The following is a 14,825-nucleotide window of genomic DNA, read 5'->3' as shown; positions in this document are numbered from 1 at the left end:
TTGCCTATTCCCCTCCGTTCCCATCATATTTATATACTTTCGTTGCACGATAATATAAGTAAATTAACAGAACAGAGAATAGAACAACAATCATAGATAACGCAGATCCAAACGGCCAGTCACGCGCACCTAAGAATTGGTTTTGGATTACGTTTCCGATTAATGCTACTTTCGATCCACCCATCACGTCTGATACAACAAACATTCCGATAGAAGAAACGAATACTAAAATAGAACCAGTAGCAATTCCTGACATCGTCATTGGTACTGTTACATTCCAAAATGCTTTTACTGGTGTTGCACCTAAATCATAAGCTGCTTCTAGCTTACGCTTATCCAGCTGCTCAATTGCTGCATACACTGGTAAAATCATAAATGGTAATAAAGAATATACCATTCCAAGTATTACAGAAGGCGTATTATATAGTAAATTTAACGGTTCACTAATAATACCTAATTTTAATAACAGTGTGTTCACAAGACCTTGTGAACGTAAAATAACAATCCACGCATATGAACGAACAAGGAAGTTAATCCAAAACGGTATCGTTGCCAATAATAAAAGAATAGAACGATATTTACGATCAACAATTGTAATTGTATACGCAAATGGATAACCAATTAATAAACAAAGTACTGTTGTAATAACAGCAATCTTTACTGTTTCCCATAATGTTCCCATATACAATGGGTCAAACACACGTACTATATTATCTAACGTAAATTGCATTTCCACTGTTCCGTATGCTCCGCGCTGCATGAAGGCAAAACCCAATACGAATACAAGTGGAACTAGGAAGAAGATTAACAGCCACGCGACTGTAGGTAGTGCGAGTAATTTCCCTTTTTTCAATTTAAGGTCACCTCGTCCTCTTGCTCCCATCCTACATATACATTATCTCCAATGCTCCACTGTGCTGCTTCTTCAGCTGTTTGATACGCCATCAATAATTCTGCTGTTTTCTCATCACGTACATAAAGCTTTTCCATATTTCCAACAAACTCAATGTCTTCAATATGTCCAAGATGGTAATCTTCTAAAATTGGTTCTTCAACCGAACGTACCTTTACATTTTCAGGGCGAATTGCTACGTAGTCTTCCCCGTTTTTCACAATATTATTTTCACCGATAAATGTCGCAACGAACAACGTTTTCGGCTTATTATAAATTTCTTTCGGTGTTCCGATTTGTTCAATATGTCCTTTATTCATAACGACAATACGGTCACTCATGCTCATCGCTTCTTCTTGATCATGCGTTACGTATATGAACGTAATCCCTAAATTGCGTTGTAAGTTTTTCAATTCACGTTGCAAATCTTTTCTTAGCTTAAAGTCAAGCGCTCCAAGTGGCTCATCCAATAGTAATACACGTGGGTTATTTACAATCGCTCTCGCAATTGCTACACGCTGCTGCTGCCCACCAGACAGCTTCATAGGTTTACGATTACGGAACTCTAGTAACTGCGTTAAACGCATTGCCTCTTCAGCACGTTCTTTCTGTTCTGCCGCTGGTACTTTTTGCATTTTCATACCGAAACAAATATTTTTCTCCACATTCATATGCGGGAATAGTGCATAATGTTGGAACACTAAGTTCATATGACGCTTATATGGCGGCAAATCGTTAATCTTTTCATCATCTAATAAAAGATTCCCTTTAGTTGGAGTTTCAAATCCTGCGATCATACGAAGTAACGTCGTTTTCCCGCAACCACTCGGCCCTAAAATTGTTAAAAACTCTCCTTCTTTAATATCTAAAGAAAGCGGTGGGATAATCACTTGATTTCCAAAATGTTTTTCTACTGCTTCAACTTTAATAATTTTTTTCATTTTCCCGTCCTATCTACCTTAAATTTTAATTTTTATATTCATGAATAAATATTTATGTTTTATAGACTATTTTTTGTTTCGATCCAAACAAAATGGTTATTTAGCAAGCGTTCGCTTCTATTCTTTATGTAGTATGTTTGATTCATTTTTTCATGATACATAATGTCGAACAGAAAAACCCCTTCCATTGCGAAGGGGCTATTATCATACGGCTACGCCTACTGATAAACACCATCATCATTTTAACAACTTTCGTATGAATTTTAAAGCACTTTTTGTAGAAGAGTAACGAATTTTCATATCGAATGCCGTAGATTGGGCTAAAATGCTTTTATAATGTGAAAAAGTCCGAAAACTTTCTTCCCCATGATAACTACCTAATCCACTACTTCCAACGCCCCCAAAAGGTAAATATGGCGTTGCAAGATGATAGACAACATCATTAATGCACCCTCCGCCATATGAAATATTACTCGTCACTTTCTTTTGCACTTCTTTATTTTCAGAAAATACATATAGCGCTAACGGCTTCGGATGTTGCTGAATTGTGCCAATAACATCTTCTATTTTGTCATACTCTATAATCGGTAAAATCGGACCAAAAATTTCATCTTCCATAACAGCATCTTGCCACGTGATATCTGTTACTATTGTCGGCTCAATATGTAATGTATCTTTTTTATAGTTCCCGCCAATTACGACTTGACCATCTTGTAAGAATCGACATAATCGTTCAAAATGACGCTCGCTCACAATTTTTACGTAATTGTCATTGTTCAGTGGCTCTTTTCCATACTGCTCCGTAATTTCATGTCTTAACGCCTCGATTAACTGTTCTTTCACGGAAGAATGAACGTACATATAATCCGGTGCTACACATGTCTGCCCTGCATTTAAAAACTTACCCCAAACAATCCGCCTTGCTGTTACATCTATTTTTGCATCTTTATGTACAATACATGGGCTTTTTCCGCCAAGTTCTAACGTAAGCGGCGTTAACTCTTTGGCTGCTGCTTCCATCACAACTTTTCCAACACCAACACTACCTGTAAAGAAAATATAATCAAACCTTTCCTTTAACAATGCCGTACTCTCTTCTATCCCGCCTTCTATTACCGCTACAAGCTCTTCTTGGAATAATTCCTCTAACATTCTCGTAAGCACTTTTGAAACGTTAGGCGTTAACTCTGACGGCTTTAAAACAACTGTATTCCCAGCTGCCAGCGCTCCTACTAGAGGTGCAATTGCTAACTGAAACGGATAGTTCCATGGCGCAATAATAAGCGTCACACCATACGGTTCTGGTACTACCTTCCCCTTCGATCCGAAATGAGTTAATGCTGTTCGAACTCGCTTCGGTTTACTCCACGATGACATATGTTTCAATTGAAAAGAAATTTCTTTTAATGCATATCCCACTTCCGTTGTAAACGCCTCATGAACTGACTTATTTAAATCTAATTTCAATGCTTGAAATATCTCTTCTTCAAAACGCTGAATTCCATCATAAAGCTTTTTTAAATTATTTTTTCTTGTTTCTATACTTCTCGTATATCCATTATAAAAATATTGCTTTTGTTTATTTACAATAGAAGAAATGCTCATCTATTCACCTTCTCCCACTATTTTTATCCAATTCTTTCATTATTTATATAGAACTTTTTTACTCGTAAAATTACATTATATATAATTTTTTCTTTTATATAAAATTCATTGCTCACAAAAAACTACCGAAAGAAAATCTCTCGGTAGTTTTACGGTATTAACGGTATAAACGAACAGCACCTGCAGAATTATCATCAGCTTGTCCTACTACTTCAAACTTAAGACCAAGCTTCGGTAAAATACGTCCTGCATCTGGAATCTGTTGATTAATATACGTTTTCGAATCATCAAACTTCGGTACACCAGCTAAGCCATTGTACGTATACGTTCCACGCGTTGGAGATACAACTTGCCAAGCTGGCGTTTTGTCGAATGAGAACGCCGCATCAGCGATTTGGAATCGTGTACTACTGTCAATTGTCGGCTTACCATTTAAAGTTCCTACAATTGCTTCTGGATGAGAATCAACTACACCAAGGAAACCGTGTCCTGGATGTAAACCAACCCAGTTATCTGAGTAAGCTGAGTCTGCATACCATACAACCATACCTGAGTTATATTCTGGACCGCGAGCAAATTTCAATGCGCTATCTGATCCAGTATGGTTTCTCCACTCTACATAGTAGTTATGTTTTTTCTTCTCTGTTCCGCTAGAAACAACGAAACCATCTAATTTAAATTGTGATGTACCTTCTGCATCATCTGAGAATGCAACTTTACCATCTACTGTTAATGATGCATTATCAAGTAGGAAACCATTTAATGCTAAACCACCATCTGTAATGTACTCAAATGTTAATTTTACTTTCTTACCTTTGAATTGACTTAAATCATATGATTTATCAATCCATTTTCCATTTGTCGAATCTGCATTTCCGCTATTTGCTTTCTCGCCAAGTCTTTCAAGTAACGTTTGTTGTCCATCTTCTGTTACAGCGTGTACTTCAAGGAAATCATACTCAGCTTCAATCTCATATAATGATTTGAAATCGAATTTCGCATTCGTTGCATTTGTTAAATCAAACAGTGGTGTTTCCATTTTCGTGTGAAGATTGTCACCTTTTGTGCTGTAGTAATACTGTTTACCAAATGCTGGCTCAATTGTTTTTACATCTTTATCTGGTAAGTTAACACGAATCATACCTGGTCGGTTAGATTTCGTAACACTTTGGTCTAAATATGTTGCTAGACCAATACCTTTATTTAATTTCTCGTAATCTACTTCTACGATATTTGCCCAGTTACCACCGATTGTTTTTTGGAAAAACTCTTTATTTTGTGGTGAGAAACTTGTTGGCGTTGTTCCAGCGATTTTACCAGCCCAGCTACCGCCACTCATAACAGACCAAGCTTGAATTGGCTCACCATGACCCGTATAGTCTGTATCATACTCATCTGGAAGACCTAAATCATGACCATATTCATGCGCGAATACACCAACCGCACCATCTTCTGGTTCAATTGTGTAGTCGAATGCTGCCATCTTTCCGCCCCAATATGGAACTTTCGCTTGCGTACCTTCAATTGCGAACGGCTTTGGTCCAACTGTCCAGCGATGTGACCAAATTGCATCATCACCTAATTTACCACCGCCAGCTTCTTGTCCAACACCCGCATGAATAATCATTAAGTGATCGATTAAACCATCCGGTTGATTTTGATTTCCATCACCATTTACATCGTATTGATCGAACTGATCAAACTGTGATAAATCAAGACCGCTATCTACAGCTGCTTTTAATGCATCTTTTACTAGATCACGTGGTCCTTTTGGTCCTTTATTATCATGGCCTGTAGCAGCATCTGCACCGTAATCAGCAGCTTTACCAGGAACTGTTAACCATTTTGTAACTGTTCCGTCCACTGTGTAACTACCACCGGATTGCTCTTCGTAATATTGTTTAAACGTTTCGATTTTGCTTCCATCCTCTAATGCGAATGGCTCATCACCGAATAACATTTTTTCATAGTGTTCTTTGTTAAAGTCTTCCGAATACATATAACCAGGTTCTTTATCAATGTTGTTATGTTTAAAGTCAGCGTACTCTACAAGTAAAACAAGTACCTTATCTTTACGAACATCGCCGTTATATGCTTTTTGTTTTGCTGGAGAAGTTGGTACTTTACCATTTAATCCGCCTTTAACTGGGCCTGTCGCTGCAGGTGTCCCTGTTGCTGGCTGATTTAGTTTTTCTTTCGTGTCTGCTTTCGCATCTTTCACTTTCTTTAAAAAGTCTGATGCTTCTTTCGTAAGTTGATCCCCATTCGTTGCTTCTTTCCCAGGATTTTCACCCTTTTTGTTCTCTACATACTTTTCGACAGCTTTCTTTGTTTCTTTCTCTGAAGCTGACGAATCAATTACCCCACGCTTTTTCAGTGCATCTGCTAAACGCTCTTCTGGAATTAAATGGTCATCAACTGGGCTCGTAGCTGCTTTATTCCCAGGCGTTTCAGCGTACACAGACTGAGTGCCCGTGCTAAATGAAAGACCTAATACAGCTGTCAAAGCAATTGATGATAATACTTTGAATGGTTTCTTGTTCATCCCTTATTTCCTCCCCTAATAAATAATATGTATTACAATTTGAATTTTATTAAAAATTCAATATTTTTTCAATATTTAGTTATATTATGTAATTTTTTTAATATATTTGTAAAAATTTCATAGTTAGTATACGGATATATCACAATTCAACAATGTTTTCTGAAAATATTGAAAGTTTTTATCGAACAATTTATAATTATTTCCATCGAGGGAGTTTAATGGGGATTTTATCTTTGTTTTACCTACACAATATTTGATAATTCGATACATAAAATAAAAAATTCGGTTTTATTATCATTTATTCTGTAGCAGCAGTTATGACCGATAATTAGGGAGGAATTACAATTGTACAAAGATAAGACGGACACACTGGATCAAGAATGGATTGATTTAATACTTGAAGCTCTAGATGCTGGTATCGCCCTACAAGATATCGAACACTTTTTCCAACGTATGAAGCCATCAAGTCAAGCTCAATAGCCTTGTTCTTTTTAACGAAGTTTATGTTATAATAATGACATCATAAGACGACGACATATTGATAGAAAGGTGCGCAAACATGATTGGAGAACGTATAAAACGCCTTCGTTTACAAAAAGGTATTTCATTAACTGAACTTGCCGAAAAAGCTGGTGTTGCTAAATCTTACATTAGTTCTATAGAACGAAATTTACAAAAAAACCCTTCCATTCAGTTTCTTGAAAAAATCGCAGCAGTTCTACAAATTCCAGTTGATACTTTACTTCATGACGAAACAGAAAAGGAAGCTCACCTAGACTCCGAATGGACACAGCTCGTTAAAGACGCAATGAACTCTGGTGTCTCTAAAGAACAGTTTCGTGAATTTCTTGAATTTACACAGTGGAAGAAAAATCAAAAATAATATATAAAAAGGAGTGCTTACAAACTAGCACTTCTTTTTCTTTATAAAAAAAACGCGGGGAGTACCGCTTTTTTTTATTTTTCTTCCCCAGCTTCTTGGTTAGCATTGAATGTCCACTCTAAATTCAATGTATCACCTTGGAATTTATTTTGGTCTTGACCATTATCTTCGAATACAAATTGTACCCATAGATAATCCTCTGTACCAGCTTCTAATCCACCTTTTTCTCCCCACTCAGGAGCAAAGATGTCTTTAGCTAAAAGATCTGGATCCGCATTTTGTAAGTCTGCTAAAGTTGTTTCATATACAGGCTCACTTTGTTTATCCCAGTTCCAAATAAATTTTACTTTAATGTGCTTGCCAAAGTCTTCCCCAGCATTATCATTTTTTGCATCTTTCACAGTATACTTTGTTGCTAATTTAACGTCTTTAATTGTTAACGAACCATCGTTCTTTAGTAAGAACTCTTTCTTAACAGAATCCCCTGGTTTTAAATCTTTAATATCCACAAGCGTTTTAGGGTTTAATGTAAGATCTAACGTCCCAGCTGCAAATGTATTATTTGATACTTCTTTATCGCTAAAGAATGCAAACGTTCCTCCACCAATTAAAGATAACCCCAATGCTGCTGATGCAACTCCCATACCTAATTTCTTTTTCAGACTCACAATCAATTCCCCCTAGCTGTTTTTTGTATTTTTACATTGCTATCTCTCATATAAATTAAGAGATGTAAATAAAACTATATTAGCGATGCTAATATTTGTTCTTTTTCAAAAACCTTAAGTTCATTATAACGAACAAACTTATGTAAATACAACAACATTTTTTAGTATTTTCAATTATTTTTATTTCTCAATATTATTTAGATTTTTCAGAAAATAATATATACTACTTTATACTAATTTATAACTTTTTTCACACGCAAATACATTTCATATTATAAGAAAAAAGAAAGACAAAGAGGTGAGGGCTAACGTTCCCTCACACTCCTATAAAACATTAATCGTTTTGCTTATTCGCTCGTTATCTCTTGCACCACATTCTTGTTTTCCAGCTGTTTCACTAAAGCAGTTACCCCGCTTTTATCTGTTTCTATTTTTTCTGTTCCTCTGCTTTCTTCTGCTCTTCTAGCTTTTTCTGTTCTTCTACTTTCTTTTGTTCTTCTGCCTTCTTTTGTTCTTCTGCTTTCTTCTGTTCTTCTACTTTCTTCTGTTCTTCTGCTTTCTTCTGTTCTTCTGCTTTCTTCTGTTCTTCTACTTTCTTCTGTTCTTCTACTTTCTTTTGTTCTTCTGCTTTCTTCTGTTCTTCTACTTTCTTCTGTTCTTCTACTTTCTTTTGTTCTTCTGCTTTCTTCTGTTCTTCTACTTTCTTCTGTTCTTCTACTTTCTTTTGTCCTTCCGCTTCAAGTGCAACGTTTAATTGTTGCTGTAGAGCCTGAATTTGCTCATCAATAGCTTTCAAACTAACTTCTTTCTCAATATAATCTCGCTTCTCTTTTATAATCTGAAAGCCTTCATTCACATATAAGGCTACTTTTTGAATCGACTCATCTTTAGTTACTTTTAATTCTTCCTGTATTTGGTTGTAAGGAGCTTCTATTTCAGTATATACATTTTGCAAGGCTTCCTTCTCAGAAACAATTTTCTCACGACCTTGTTGCCATACAGAAATTGCCTGTTTTATTTCTTCAATAGAAGTTACTTTCAGTTTCCCCTTCATTGTTCCATACTCATGCTCAATAAACTTTTTATGTTGCTCAGCCTGTTCTTTTAATGTAGTAACTGTTTTCGGAAATATAATTGCTGTAGAAATACTCGCTTCTACTTTCGTTTCATGAATGAATGCCGCTTCTGTATGCGTCATAACTTGAGATCCTAAATAAAACGTAATAGAGCACATACACGGCAATATAAGCATCTTTTTTAAATTACGTGGTCTTTTCAGCATCTTAATCTCTCCCATCGAACATTCCGTTCTTTATACAGAACATTATCTTTATTATAATAAAGAACTATATAAAATGATAGCTATATACTAGAAAAATAGAAAAAGGGCTATCCATATGATAGCCCTTTTTTATTATTATCTTTCTTCACCTGCTGTTTGTTGTGCATCAAACGTCCAATTTAATTGTAACTTATCGCCTTGGAATTGATTTTGATCTTTCCCATTATCAACGAACTCAAATTTCACTTTGAATTTATCAGATTTACCTGCAGAAATACCTTTTTCATCCCAGAACCAAGCAGCTAAATCATTATCTACGGCTGTAAGTGTGTCACCCTTCAATTTATCTAATGTAGTTTGTTTCACAATTGTCTCATGCTTATCTACATTTTTTAAGAATGTTACTTTAATATGTTTACCAAAATCATCTTTATTATCTTTCTTTACATCTTCTACATTATAATCTGTTTTCAGTAGAACCTTTTTAATATTTAAGGAGCCTTTATTTTCTAGTTTAAATTCTTTTTCAATTGTATCACCAGGTTTTAAATTCGATACATTAACAACTGTTGATGGATTTAATGCTAAATCAAGTGTACCAGCCGCAAATGTATTGTTTGACACTTCTTTATCACTGAAAAACGCAAATGTTCCTCCACCAACTAATGCTGCTCCTAGTACTGCTGATGTGATACCCATTCCTAACTTTTTCTTTAAAGTCATGTCCATATCCCCTTAATATATATATATTTGTTAACTTCCTAAACGGAAAGTATAACCAAACGATCTAGACGGATTGTTCTACTTTTTTATCTTTCTTTTCTCCGTCAATGCTACGAATAGCGCCAAAAATAGAAATCGCGGAATAACCAAGTAAAAAGACGCCTGGAATAATAAGAAGTAATGCTGCTCCCGCTTTTGAATTCGCATAATTCAGTAAATAACCAACGTACGGAACTGTAATATCTGCATATTTCCCAACTACATTTTCTGCAAGTACTGGTTCTAAATCTGGTCCGTTGTTGTTATCCCCTTTTGTTTCATACATTACTTTTCCATTTGTATCTTTCACACCGATAATACGGTGAGTGATAATTTTTTGATCTTTCTCTTTAAAGGTAATAACATCACCTTTTTCATATTTAGAACCATCTTTCTTTGGCTCTATTGCAATGATTGATCCTGTTAAAAACGTCGGTTCCATCGATCCTGAAAGAACGCTCTTAAACTGATATCCCATCACTGTCGGATCCCCACCGCTCGCTTTTGAAGAAATGACTACAAAAGCTAAGAAAACCATCAATGCAAATAAAACAAATGAGATCGCGTTGCTAATTATCTTCCAAATTAATTTCATCGTCTCTCTCCCTCTCCGTTGTTTTATATTATTTGAAGTATGCAATGCTTCTTGTGCTCTTTAACAAGAACACAAGTAAATGATATAACGAACTTCGAGTTATTGCAATAAGAAAATTTACAATTATTAGTTAAACTTCTTTTCCGTATATAAAAAAGACTGTGACAAAATCTCTTCACAGTCCTCATGCTTTTTTACTTTTCTTCTGATTTTATTCCTTGTCTATTATGGCGCACCACAGCATATAAAATGACTCCAACTAATACAATCGCACCTATCCCAATACTTATCACTTTCACATTTGACTCTGTTATTTCAGGCTCAATTGTATCCTTTTTAGGCATCGCAAAAGTAACATCTTCTTTTGAAAGAACATTTATCGTCGCAATTGTTTGATTATTTTTCGTAATATCGACTGCACCAACTACCTCACCACGATGGATTCCCTTATGATACAAAGAGTCTTTATCTAATGAAGCGGCCCGAAAAATAGTTTTCACATTTTTCCCTTCATCTTTCTTAAGCACAAGCTCTGCACTTTTTTCAAGTTCGCTATCAATATCTTTATTTAAATACGTTGTCTTTTGATGCCAACTATGTTTATCTAGCACCGTTTGTTTCGTAAATTGCCCAAAAGAATATTCCGCCATCTGCTTTAAATCCTCATAGATTTCAGGTCTTTGAGAAGCCATTACTACATTTATAATACGATTTCCATCTTTCTCATTTAATAAAACGAGCGTATTACGTGCCTCATTCGTAAACCCCGTCTTACCGCCGATACTATATGGGTTCTCAAAATAAATAGATTTATTAAAAATAGACACCGTCTGCCTAGATGTAGTAACTGTCGTTCTTTTCGTATTCATCGCTTGCAAAATTTCAGGATACTTTTGCACACCTCTCGTAATCATAGCGATATCATACGGCGTCGTATAATGGTTCGGATCATGCAGTCCATTTGGTGTTACAAAGTGACTATCTGTAGCACCTAACTGTTTTGCCTTTTCATTCATCATATTAGCAAAATTCTCAACACTTCCACCAATATGCTCCGCAATCGCATACGACACATCATTCGCACTTAACACCATTAAAATCATAAGCGCTGTATTTCTATTCACCGTCTCGCCGGGTTGAAACTCAATTTGATAATTACTCTTCTCTTGATCTAATGCTAATTGCGAAAATGTAAACTGATCCTCTGGCTTCGTATGCTCCATTAACAAAATCGCTGTTAACACTTTCGTCACACTAGCTGGATACGCACGATGATGTGCATTTTTGTCATACAACAAATCACCTGTTTTCGCATCAATCGTAGCTGCAAACTGACTAAAAACATTTGGCCCTTCCTTAGGTGGTGGTGCCACTTGCTCCGGATTCACTCCAATATTCGTCTCAGCACGCAACGTCATAGGTGTCAATAAAAACAAACCAATAACTGTAATAAAAACCAAAATTTTCTTGAAAATTACCATATGACTCTCCCTTTTCACTTTACTCCTACAAATAAAAAATGAATCTACCAATCTATATGTAATTTGTATTAAATTGGAAGAAAAATCACTATTTTTTACTATATCATATTTTTACGATAAAGGACATAATTATACAATAAAAATAAGAAGGAATTACTCTTTCTTATCCTTCTCATCAATTAACGAATCTATTAACTTCTGACTTGCTTCCTCAGGCGTAATCTCATCCGTCATCCCCATAAATGACCAACCTTTAGAATCGACCCACTCAACAAGCTCTTGCAAAAACTCATCATGCGTAACATCTACATCAAGAATCGAGCCATTAATCGAAATCGTTCTATTTCTAGAAACGCGCATCTTGAACGTTTTTCTTACCATTACAATAATTCTCCCTCTACTCTTGAATATTTATAAAGTTAAACTTTAATCCGTGGGGGTTTTCTTCATCCCCCACGGATTATTAGCCTTCACCAATCGGGCTTTTACGGGCAGTTGATCTCCCACCTAACTTCTTTGCTTTCGCTGAATTTTGAGCGGGGATCTTACTGCCCGTTAATGCGGGGTAAAAAAATCTTGTATCTCTGTTATACATGATTTTAAGTAAATTGTAAAAAGGATATATTGGCCAATTTGAATATCGAAAGTGAAAATCCCTTATTCTACATAGCCATCACACGTTATACAATTTGTCATACATTACTAAATACATCCGTATAAAAACAACACAACTTTCATTTTATCACATCAAATACACTTTGCTTTCGTACAATCAAATGGAATATATTAAAAAAACTAAAAATGAGGAGGAATTCTATGGCACATTGTACATATTGTAAGACGAAGTGGAAAATAAAAGATGTATGGTCGATACTTGTGACATTTGAAAAAGATTGTCCGTATTGTTTTGGAAGGCAATACCTTTCTAACGATACCTTTCATCATGCTAATGCTGCTTTACCTTTGCTATTCTTATGTCCTTTACTTGTTGATTTAAGCGATGAAAACCCTTTGGATAAATATCGTAAATAATATAACCTCTACATTTAAAACCTACTTTCTATTCAGTTTCCTTCTTATTAATTATTCCTTTATTCACTTCTAGCATGATTGTACAAGATCCATCTTTAAAAACTTCCTGTATAAATATTGTAAAATTTCAGTTAATTATATATAATTGCTTTAGCATTATTATTAAAGATGCTATTACATAAGTATTTTTGAAGATCCCGTAGCTCAGCAGGGAGAGCGCCACCTTGACAGGGTGGAGGTCGTGAGTTCGAGCCTCTCCGGGGTCATATCCTTTTGTATCAACTGTTGATAATTTCATATTTTGAGCAAAACTAACGGTGAGTACCGCTCAAGTTTTGATCGAAACTCCTCCTTTAACTCTAAATGAGAATGAAGGAGTTTTTTTTATGTCTTTAACATACTTCACAGAAAAAGAAATCGTAAAAAAACGACAACCCCACAAACGGAAAACTAGCAAAATTTCAAAAGAATATTCTGTTGAACGCGTATTCGAAAGATTTATTGATAGTAAAGTAAAACAGAATTCACGCCCCAACATCATTGAATCAATTCCTTCTTATGTTTAATAGTATAAAAGCATTTCATGGAACACAAAATGCTCAAATATTCTATATGACCGATATTACAACAAATTTTATTTATGACTGGGTTTATTGATTAAAAAATGAATGTGTATGCTTTGATGGCCATATTTACGTGCATCAAGATACAGAAATAGGAATCAGAACAATGGAGCGCTATGTAGAAATGGGGCCGTTAGAAGATGCAAGTTTGGTAGCGGAAATTCTCAAGGAAACGAGATGCTGTGATTTACTGCATGTAATAAAATTGTTTGATTTTCAATCCGCTGAGCAAATTGAACATATCTCACGAGGTAACCCAAGCACCTACTCAGCACAATGGTATACAACGGTCTATGTTTGACATAGGCCCATTTTTTATAAGGAGTAATTGCTATGATCGACGTATATATAATGCAACCATTCGATAAAAGGGAATTTGCCAAAACAGAAATTTTATTGACTTCGGAAGTGACTGAAATATTGAGGATTTCAATGGCTCGTATGAATGCGCTATTGAAAAAGGGACAAATCAAACCCATCAGACGGACGAAAGGCACGAGTATATTTCTACGTGAAGAATGGTTAAAGGATATGGAATGAGGGTACAAATCTATAATTGAAGATGTTAAAAAATCGTATCATCAAAAAATTAAAGAAAATGTTAATGAGACTTTATCAGACTTAGCATGATGAAAAACGAACTATAGTATTGGTTCGTTTTTTATTATGCACTTTTGCATACAGGATTATTTTCTCTTGTAAATAGGTAATAGTAGTATATAATAAAAATAATATTTTACCAATAAAAGGTAACGAGGAAGGTGGGATAAGTAAATACCCAAAACGTATTAACAGATTTATTCTATGTAAATCATGATACATATATGGAATCAAAACTATGGAATTTTATGTAGAGATTAGATTACTACACGACACAAGATTACTAGCGAATACATTCGAGGAAAAACAGCGTTCGATTAGATTCATGTTATAAAACTACTTAATGTGATATCTATTGAACGAATTGAGAATATACTTAGGAGGAATTTCAAGTGAAAACATTTGGTAAAGTATTATTAACAGGAGCTTTAGCTTTGGGCGGTTTCACGGTTATGAACATTGATACAACTAAAGCACATGCCGACGGAGCAAGCGAGTTCTGTCGTTATATCTGTGGACCTAGCGAAACGGTGAATGGTGTTACAGTTCAAGTACACGCTACGGAATACCGATTTGGGCAAAACGTAATTGCAAGAATTACAAATGACCGAACTGAGGATATTCATTACAATGTCAGCATCGAAAAGAAATATGGAGATAGCTGGGGAGAATATGATACTTTCTTCAATTGGAAAAATCAATGGGTTCCAGCTGGAAGTAATGATGAAATTTCTACTTTCACAGGATATGGCGAAGATATTGGAGATAATGGAACATACCGTTACAAAGTTGAAATTGTAAGCGCTGATGGTTCTGTAGATACAATTTACACAGCAGGAATGACAGTTACAGGAAGAGGAGAATAATCATGAAAAAATAAGCTTTTCGGAGCTTATTTTTTTATATATAAAATTGA

Annotated in this window: 17 protein-coding genes and 1 tRNA gene; 8 read left to right on the top strand and 10 right to left on the bottom strand. The window is 35.2% G+C overall.

Going from position 1 to position 14,825, the window contains the following annotated elements; translation table 11 throughout:
* Window positions 1–4: 4 nt before the first annotated feature.
* The 4 genes from potB to inhA1 all read right to left on the bottom strand — a co-directional run bounded on the left by potB (window position 5) and on the right by inhA1 (window position 5,983).
* Window positions 5–853 (bottom strand): spermidine/putrescine ABC transporter permease PotB, encoded by an 849-nt coding sequence (potB, locus tag BTOYO_RS19710; protein ID WP_000715502.1) that lies wholly within the window; start codon window positions 851–853, stop codon window positions 5–7.
* Window positions 850–1,833 carry a spermidine/putrescine ABC transporter ATP-binding protein PotA gene (gene potA, locus BTOYO_RS19705; protein ID WP_000720326.1) on the bottom strand — a complete coding sequence of 328 codons (984 nt, stop codon included), beginning with the start codon at window positions 1,831–1,833 and terminating at the stop codon, window positions 850–852. Before potA ends, potB begins: the two co-directional genes overlap by 4 nt.
* Before the next feature lie 237 nt (window positions 1,834–2,070).
* Window positions 2,071–3,438 (bottom strand): aldehyde dehydrogenase, encoded by a 1,368-nt coding sequence (locus tag BTOYO_RS19700; protein ID WP_000028364.1) that lies wholly within the window; start codon window positions 3,436–3,438, stop codon window positions 2,071–2,073.
* A gap of 157 nt (window positions 3,439–3,595) precedes the next feature.
* Window positions 3,596–5,983 carry a M6 family metalloprotease immune inhibitor InhA1 gene (gene inhA1 / locus BTOYO_RS19695; protein WP_001035956.1) on the bottom strand — a complete coding sequence of 796 codons (2,388 nt, stop codon included), beginning with the start codon at window positions 5,981–5,983 and terminating at the stop codon, window positions 3,596–3,598.
* A 345-nt stretch (window positions 5,984–6,328) separates the two neighbouring features.
* Here inhA1 and BTOYO_RS19690 point away from each other — a divergent pair, with 345 nt between their 5' ends.
* Window positions 6,329–6,463: an anti-repressor SinI family protein gene (locus BTOYO_RS19690; RefSeq protein ID WP_000276222.1), complete on the top strand. Its 135-nt coding sequence runs from the start codon at window positions 6,329–6,331 to the stop codon at window positions 6,461–6,463.
* A 79-nt stretch (window positions 6,464–6,542) separates the two neighbouring features.
* Window positions 6,543–6,866 carry a helix-turn-helix domain-containing protein gene (locus BTOYO_RS19685; protein ID WP_000578871.1) on the top strand — a complete coding sequence of 108 codons (324 nt, stop codon included), beginning with the start codon at window positions 6,543–6,545 and terminating at the stop codon, window positions 6,864–6,866.
* A gap of 74 nt (window positions 6,867–6,940) precedes the next feature.
* On the opposite strand, the gene calY is transcribed toward BTOYO_RS19685, so the two are convergent.
* From calY to BTOYO_RS19655, 6 genes are all read right to left on the bottom strand, one after another.
* Window positions 6,941–7,534, bottom strand: coding sequence for a biofilm matrix protein CalY (gene calY, locus BTOYO_RS19680; protein ID WP_000053720.1), 594 nt, complete (start codon window positions 7,532–7,534; stop codon window positions 6,941–6,943).
* Between the two features lie 427 nt (window positions 7,535–7,961).
* A complete protein-coding gene (locus BTOYO_RS19675) occupies window positions 7,962–8,816 on the bottom strand; it encodes a DUF4047 domain-containing protein (protein ID WP_000919981.1) in 855 nt (284 codons plus the stop codon).
* Between the two features lie 135 nt (window positions 8,817–8,951).
* Window positions 8,952–9,539, bottom strand: coding sequence for a CalY family protein (locus BTOYO_RS19670; RefSeq protein ID WP_000172853.1), 588 nt, complete (start codon window positions 9,537–9,539; stop codon window positions 8,952–8,954).
* Window positions 9,540–9,603: 64 nt separating this feature from the next.
* Window positions 9,604–10,173 carry a signal peptidase I SipW gene (gene sipW / locus BTOYO_RS19665; RefSeq protein WP_000767788.1) on the bottom strand — a complete coding sequence of 190 codons (570 nt, stop codon included), beginning with the start codon at window positions 10,171–10,173 and terminating at the stop codon, window positions 9,604–9,606.
* A gap of 194 nt (window positions 10,174–10,367) precedes the next feature.
* A complete protein-coding gene (locus tag BTOYO_RS19660; RefSeq protein WP_000234287.1) occupies window positions 10,368–11,654 on the bottom strand; it encodes a D-alanyl-D-alanine carboxypeptidase family protein in 1,287 nt (428 codons plus the stop codon).
* Between the two features lie 153 nt (window positions 11,655–11,807).
* Entirely contained in the window at window positions 11,808–12,035 is a 228-nt protein-coding gene (locus BTOYO_RS19655; RefSeq protein WP_000251867.1) for a hypothetical protein, read from the bottom strand.
* A 435-nt stretch (window positions 12,036–12,470) separates the two neighbouring features.
* On the opposite strand from BTOYO_RS19655, the gene BTOYO_RS19650 reads away from it, so the two are divergent.
* The 6 genes from BTOYO_RS19650 (at window position 12,471) to BTOYO_RS19625 (ending at window position 14,775) form a co-directional block, all read left to right on the top strand.
* Window positions 12,471–12,686: a hypothetical protein gene (locus BTOYO_RS19650; protein ID WP_000929646.1), complete on the top strand. Its 216-nt coding sequence runs from the start codon at window positions 12,471–12,473 to the stop codon at window positions 12,684–12,686.
* Between the two features lie 193 nt (window positions 12,687–12,879).
* Window positions 12,880–12,952: transfer RNA gene (locus tag BTOYO_RS19645), tRNA-Val, on the top strand.
* Window positions 12,953–13,072: 120 nt separating this feature from the next.
* Window positions 13,073–13,252: a hypothetical protein gene (locus tag BTOYO_RS27585; RefSeq protein WP_000060405.1), complete on the top strand. Its 180-nt coding sequence runs from the start codon at window positions 13,073–13,075 to the stop codon at window positions 13,250–13,252.
* 163 nt (window positions 13,253–13,415) lie between these two features.
* On the top strand, window positions 13,416–13,610 hold the full coding sequence (locus BTOYO_RS19635) for a hypothetical protein (RefSeq protein ID WP_000443121.1): 195 nt from the start codon (window positions 13,416–13,418) through the stop codon (window positions 13,608–13,610).
* 32 nt (window positions 13,611–13,642) lie between these two features.
* A complete protein-coding gene (locus BTOYO_RS19630; RefSeq protein ID WP_000568080.1) occupies window positions 13,643–13,849 on the top strand; it encodes a hypothetical protein in 207 nt (68 codons plus the stop codon).
* A gap of 452 nt (window positions 13,850–14,301) precedes the next feature.
* Entirely contained in the window at window positions 14,302–14,775 is a 474-nt protein-coding gene (locus tag BTOYO_RS19625; protein ID WP_000846644.1) for a hypothetical protein, read from the top strand.
* Window positions 14,776–14,825 lie beyond the last annotated feature (50 nt).

The sequence above is a fragment of the Bacillus toyonensis BCT-7112 genome (assembly GCF_000496285.1).
In the GTDB taxonomy this organism is placed as follows: Bacteria; Bacillota; Bacilli; order Bacillales; family Bacillaceae_G; genus Bacillus_A; species Bacillus_A toyonensis.
The sequence above is the reverse complement of the archived record's forward strand: the minus strand, read 5'-3'. Positions and strand labels throughout refer to the sequence as shown.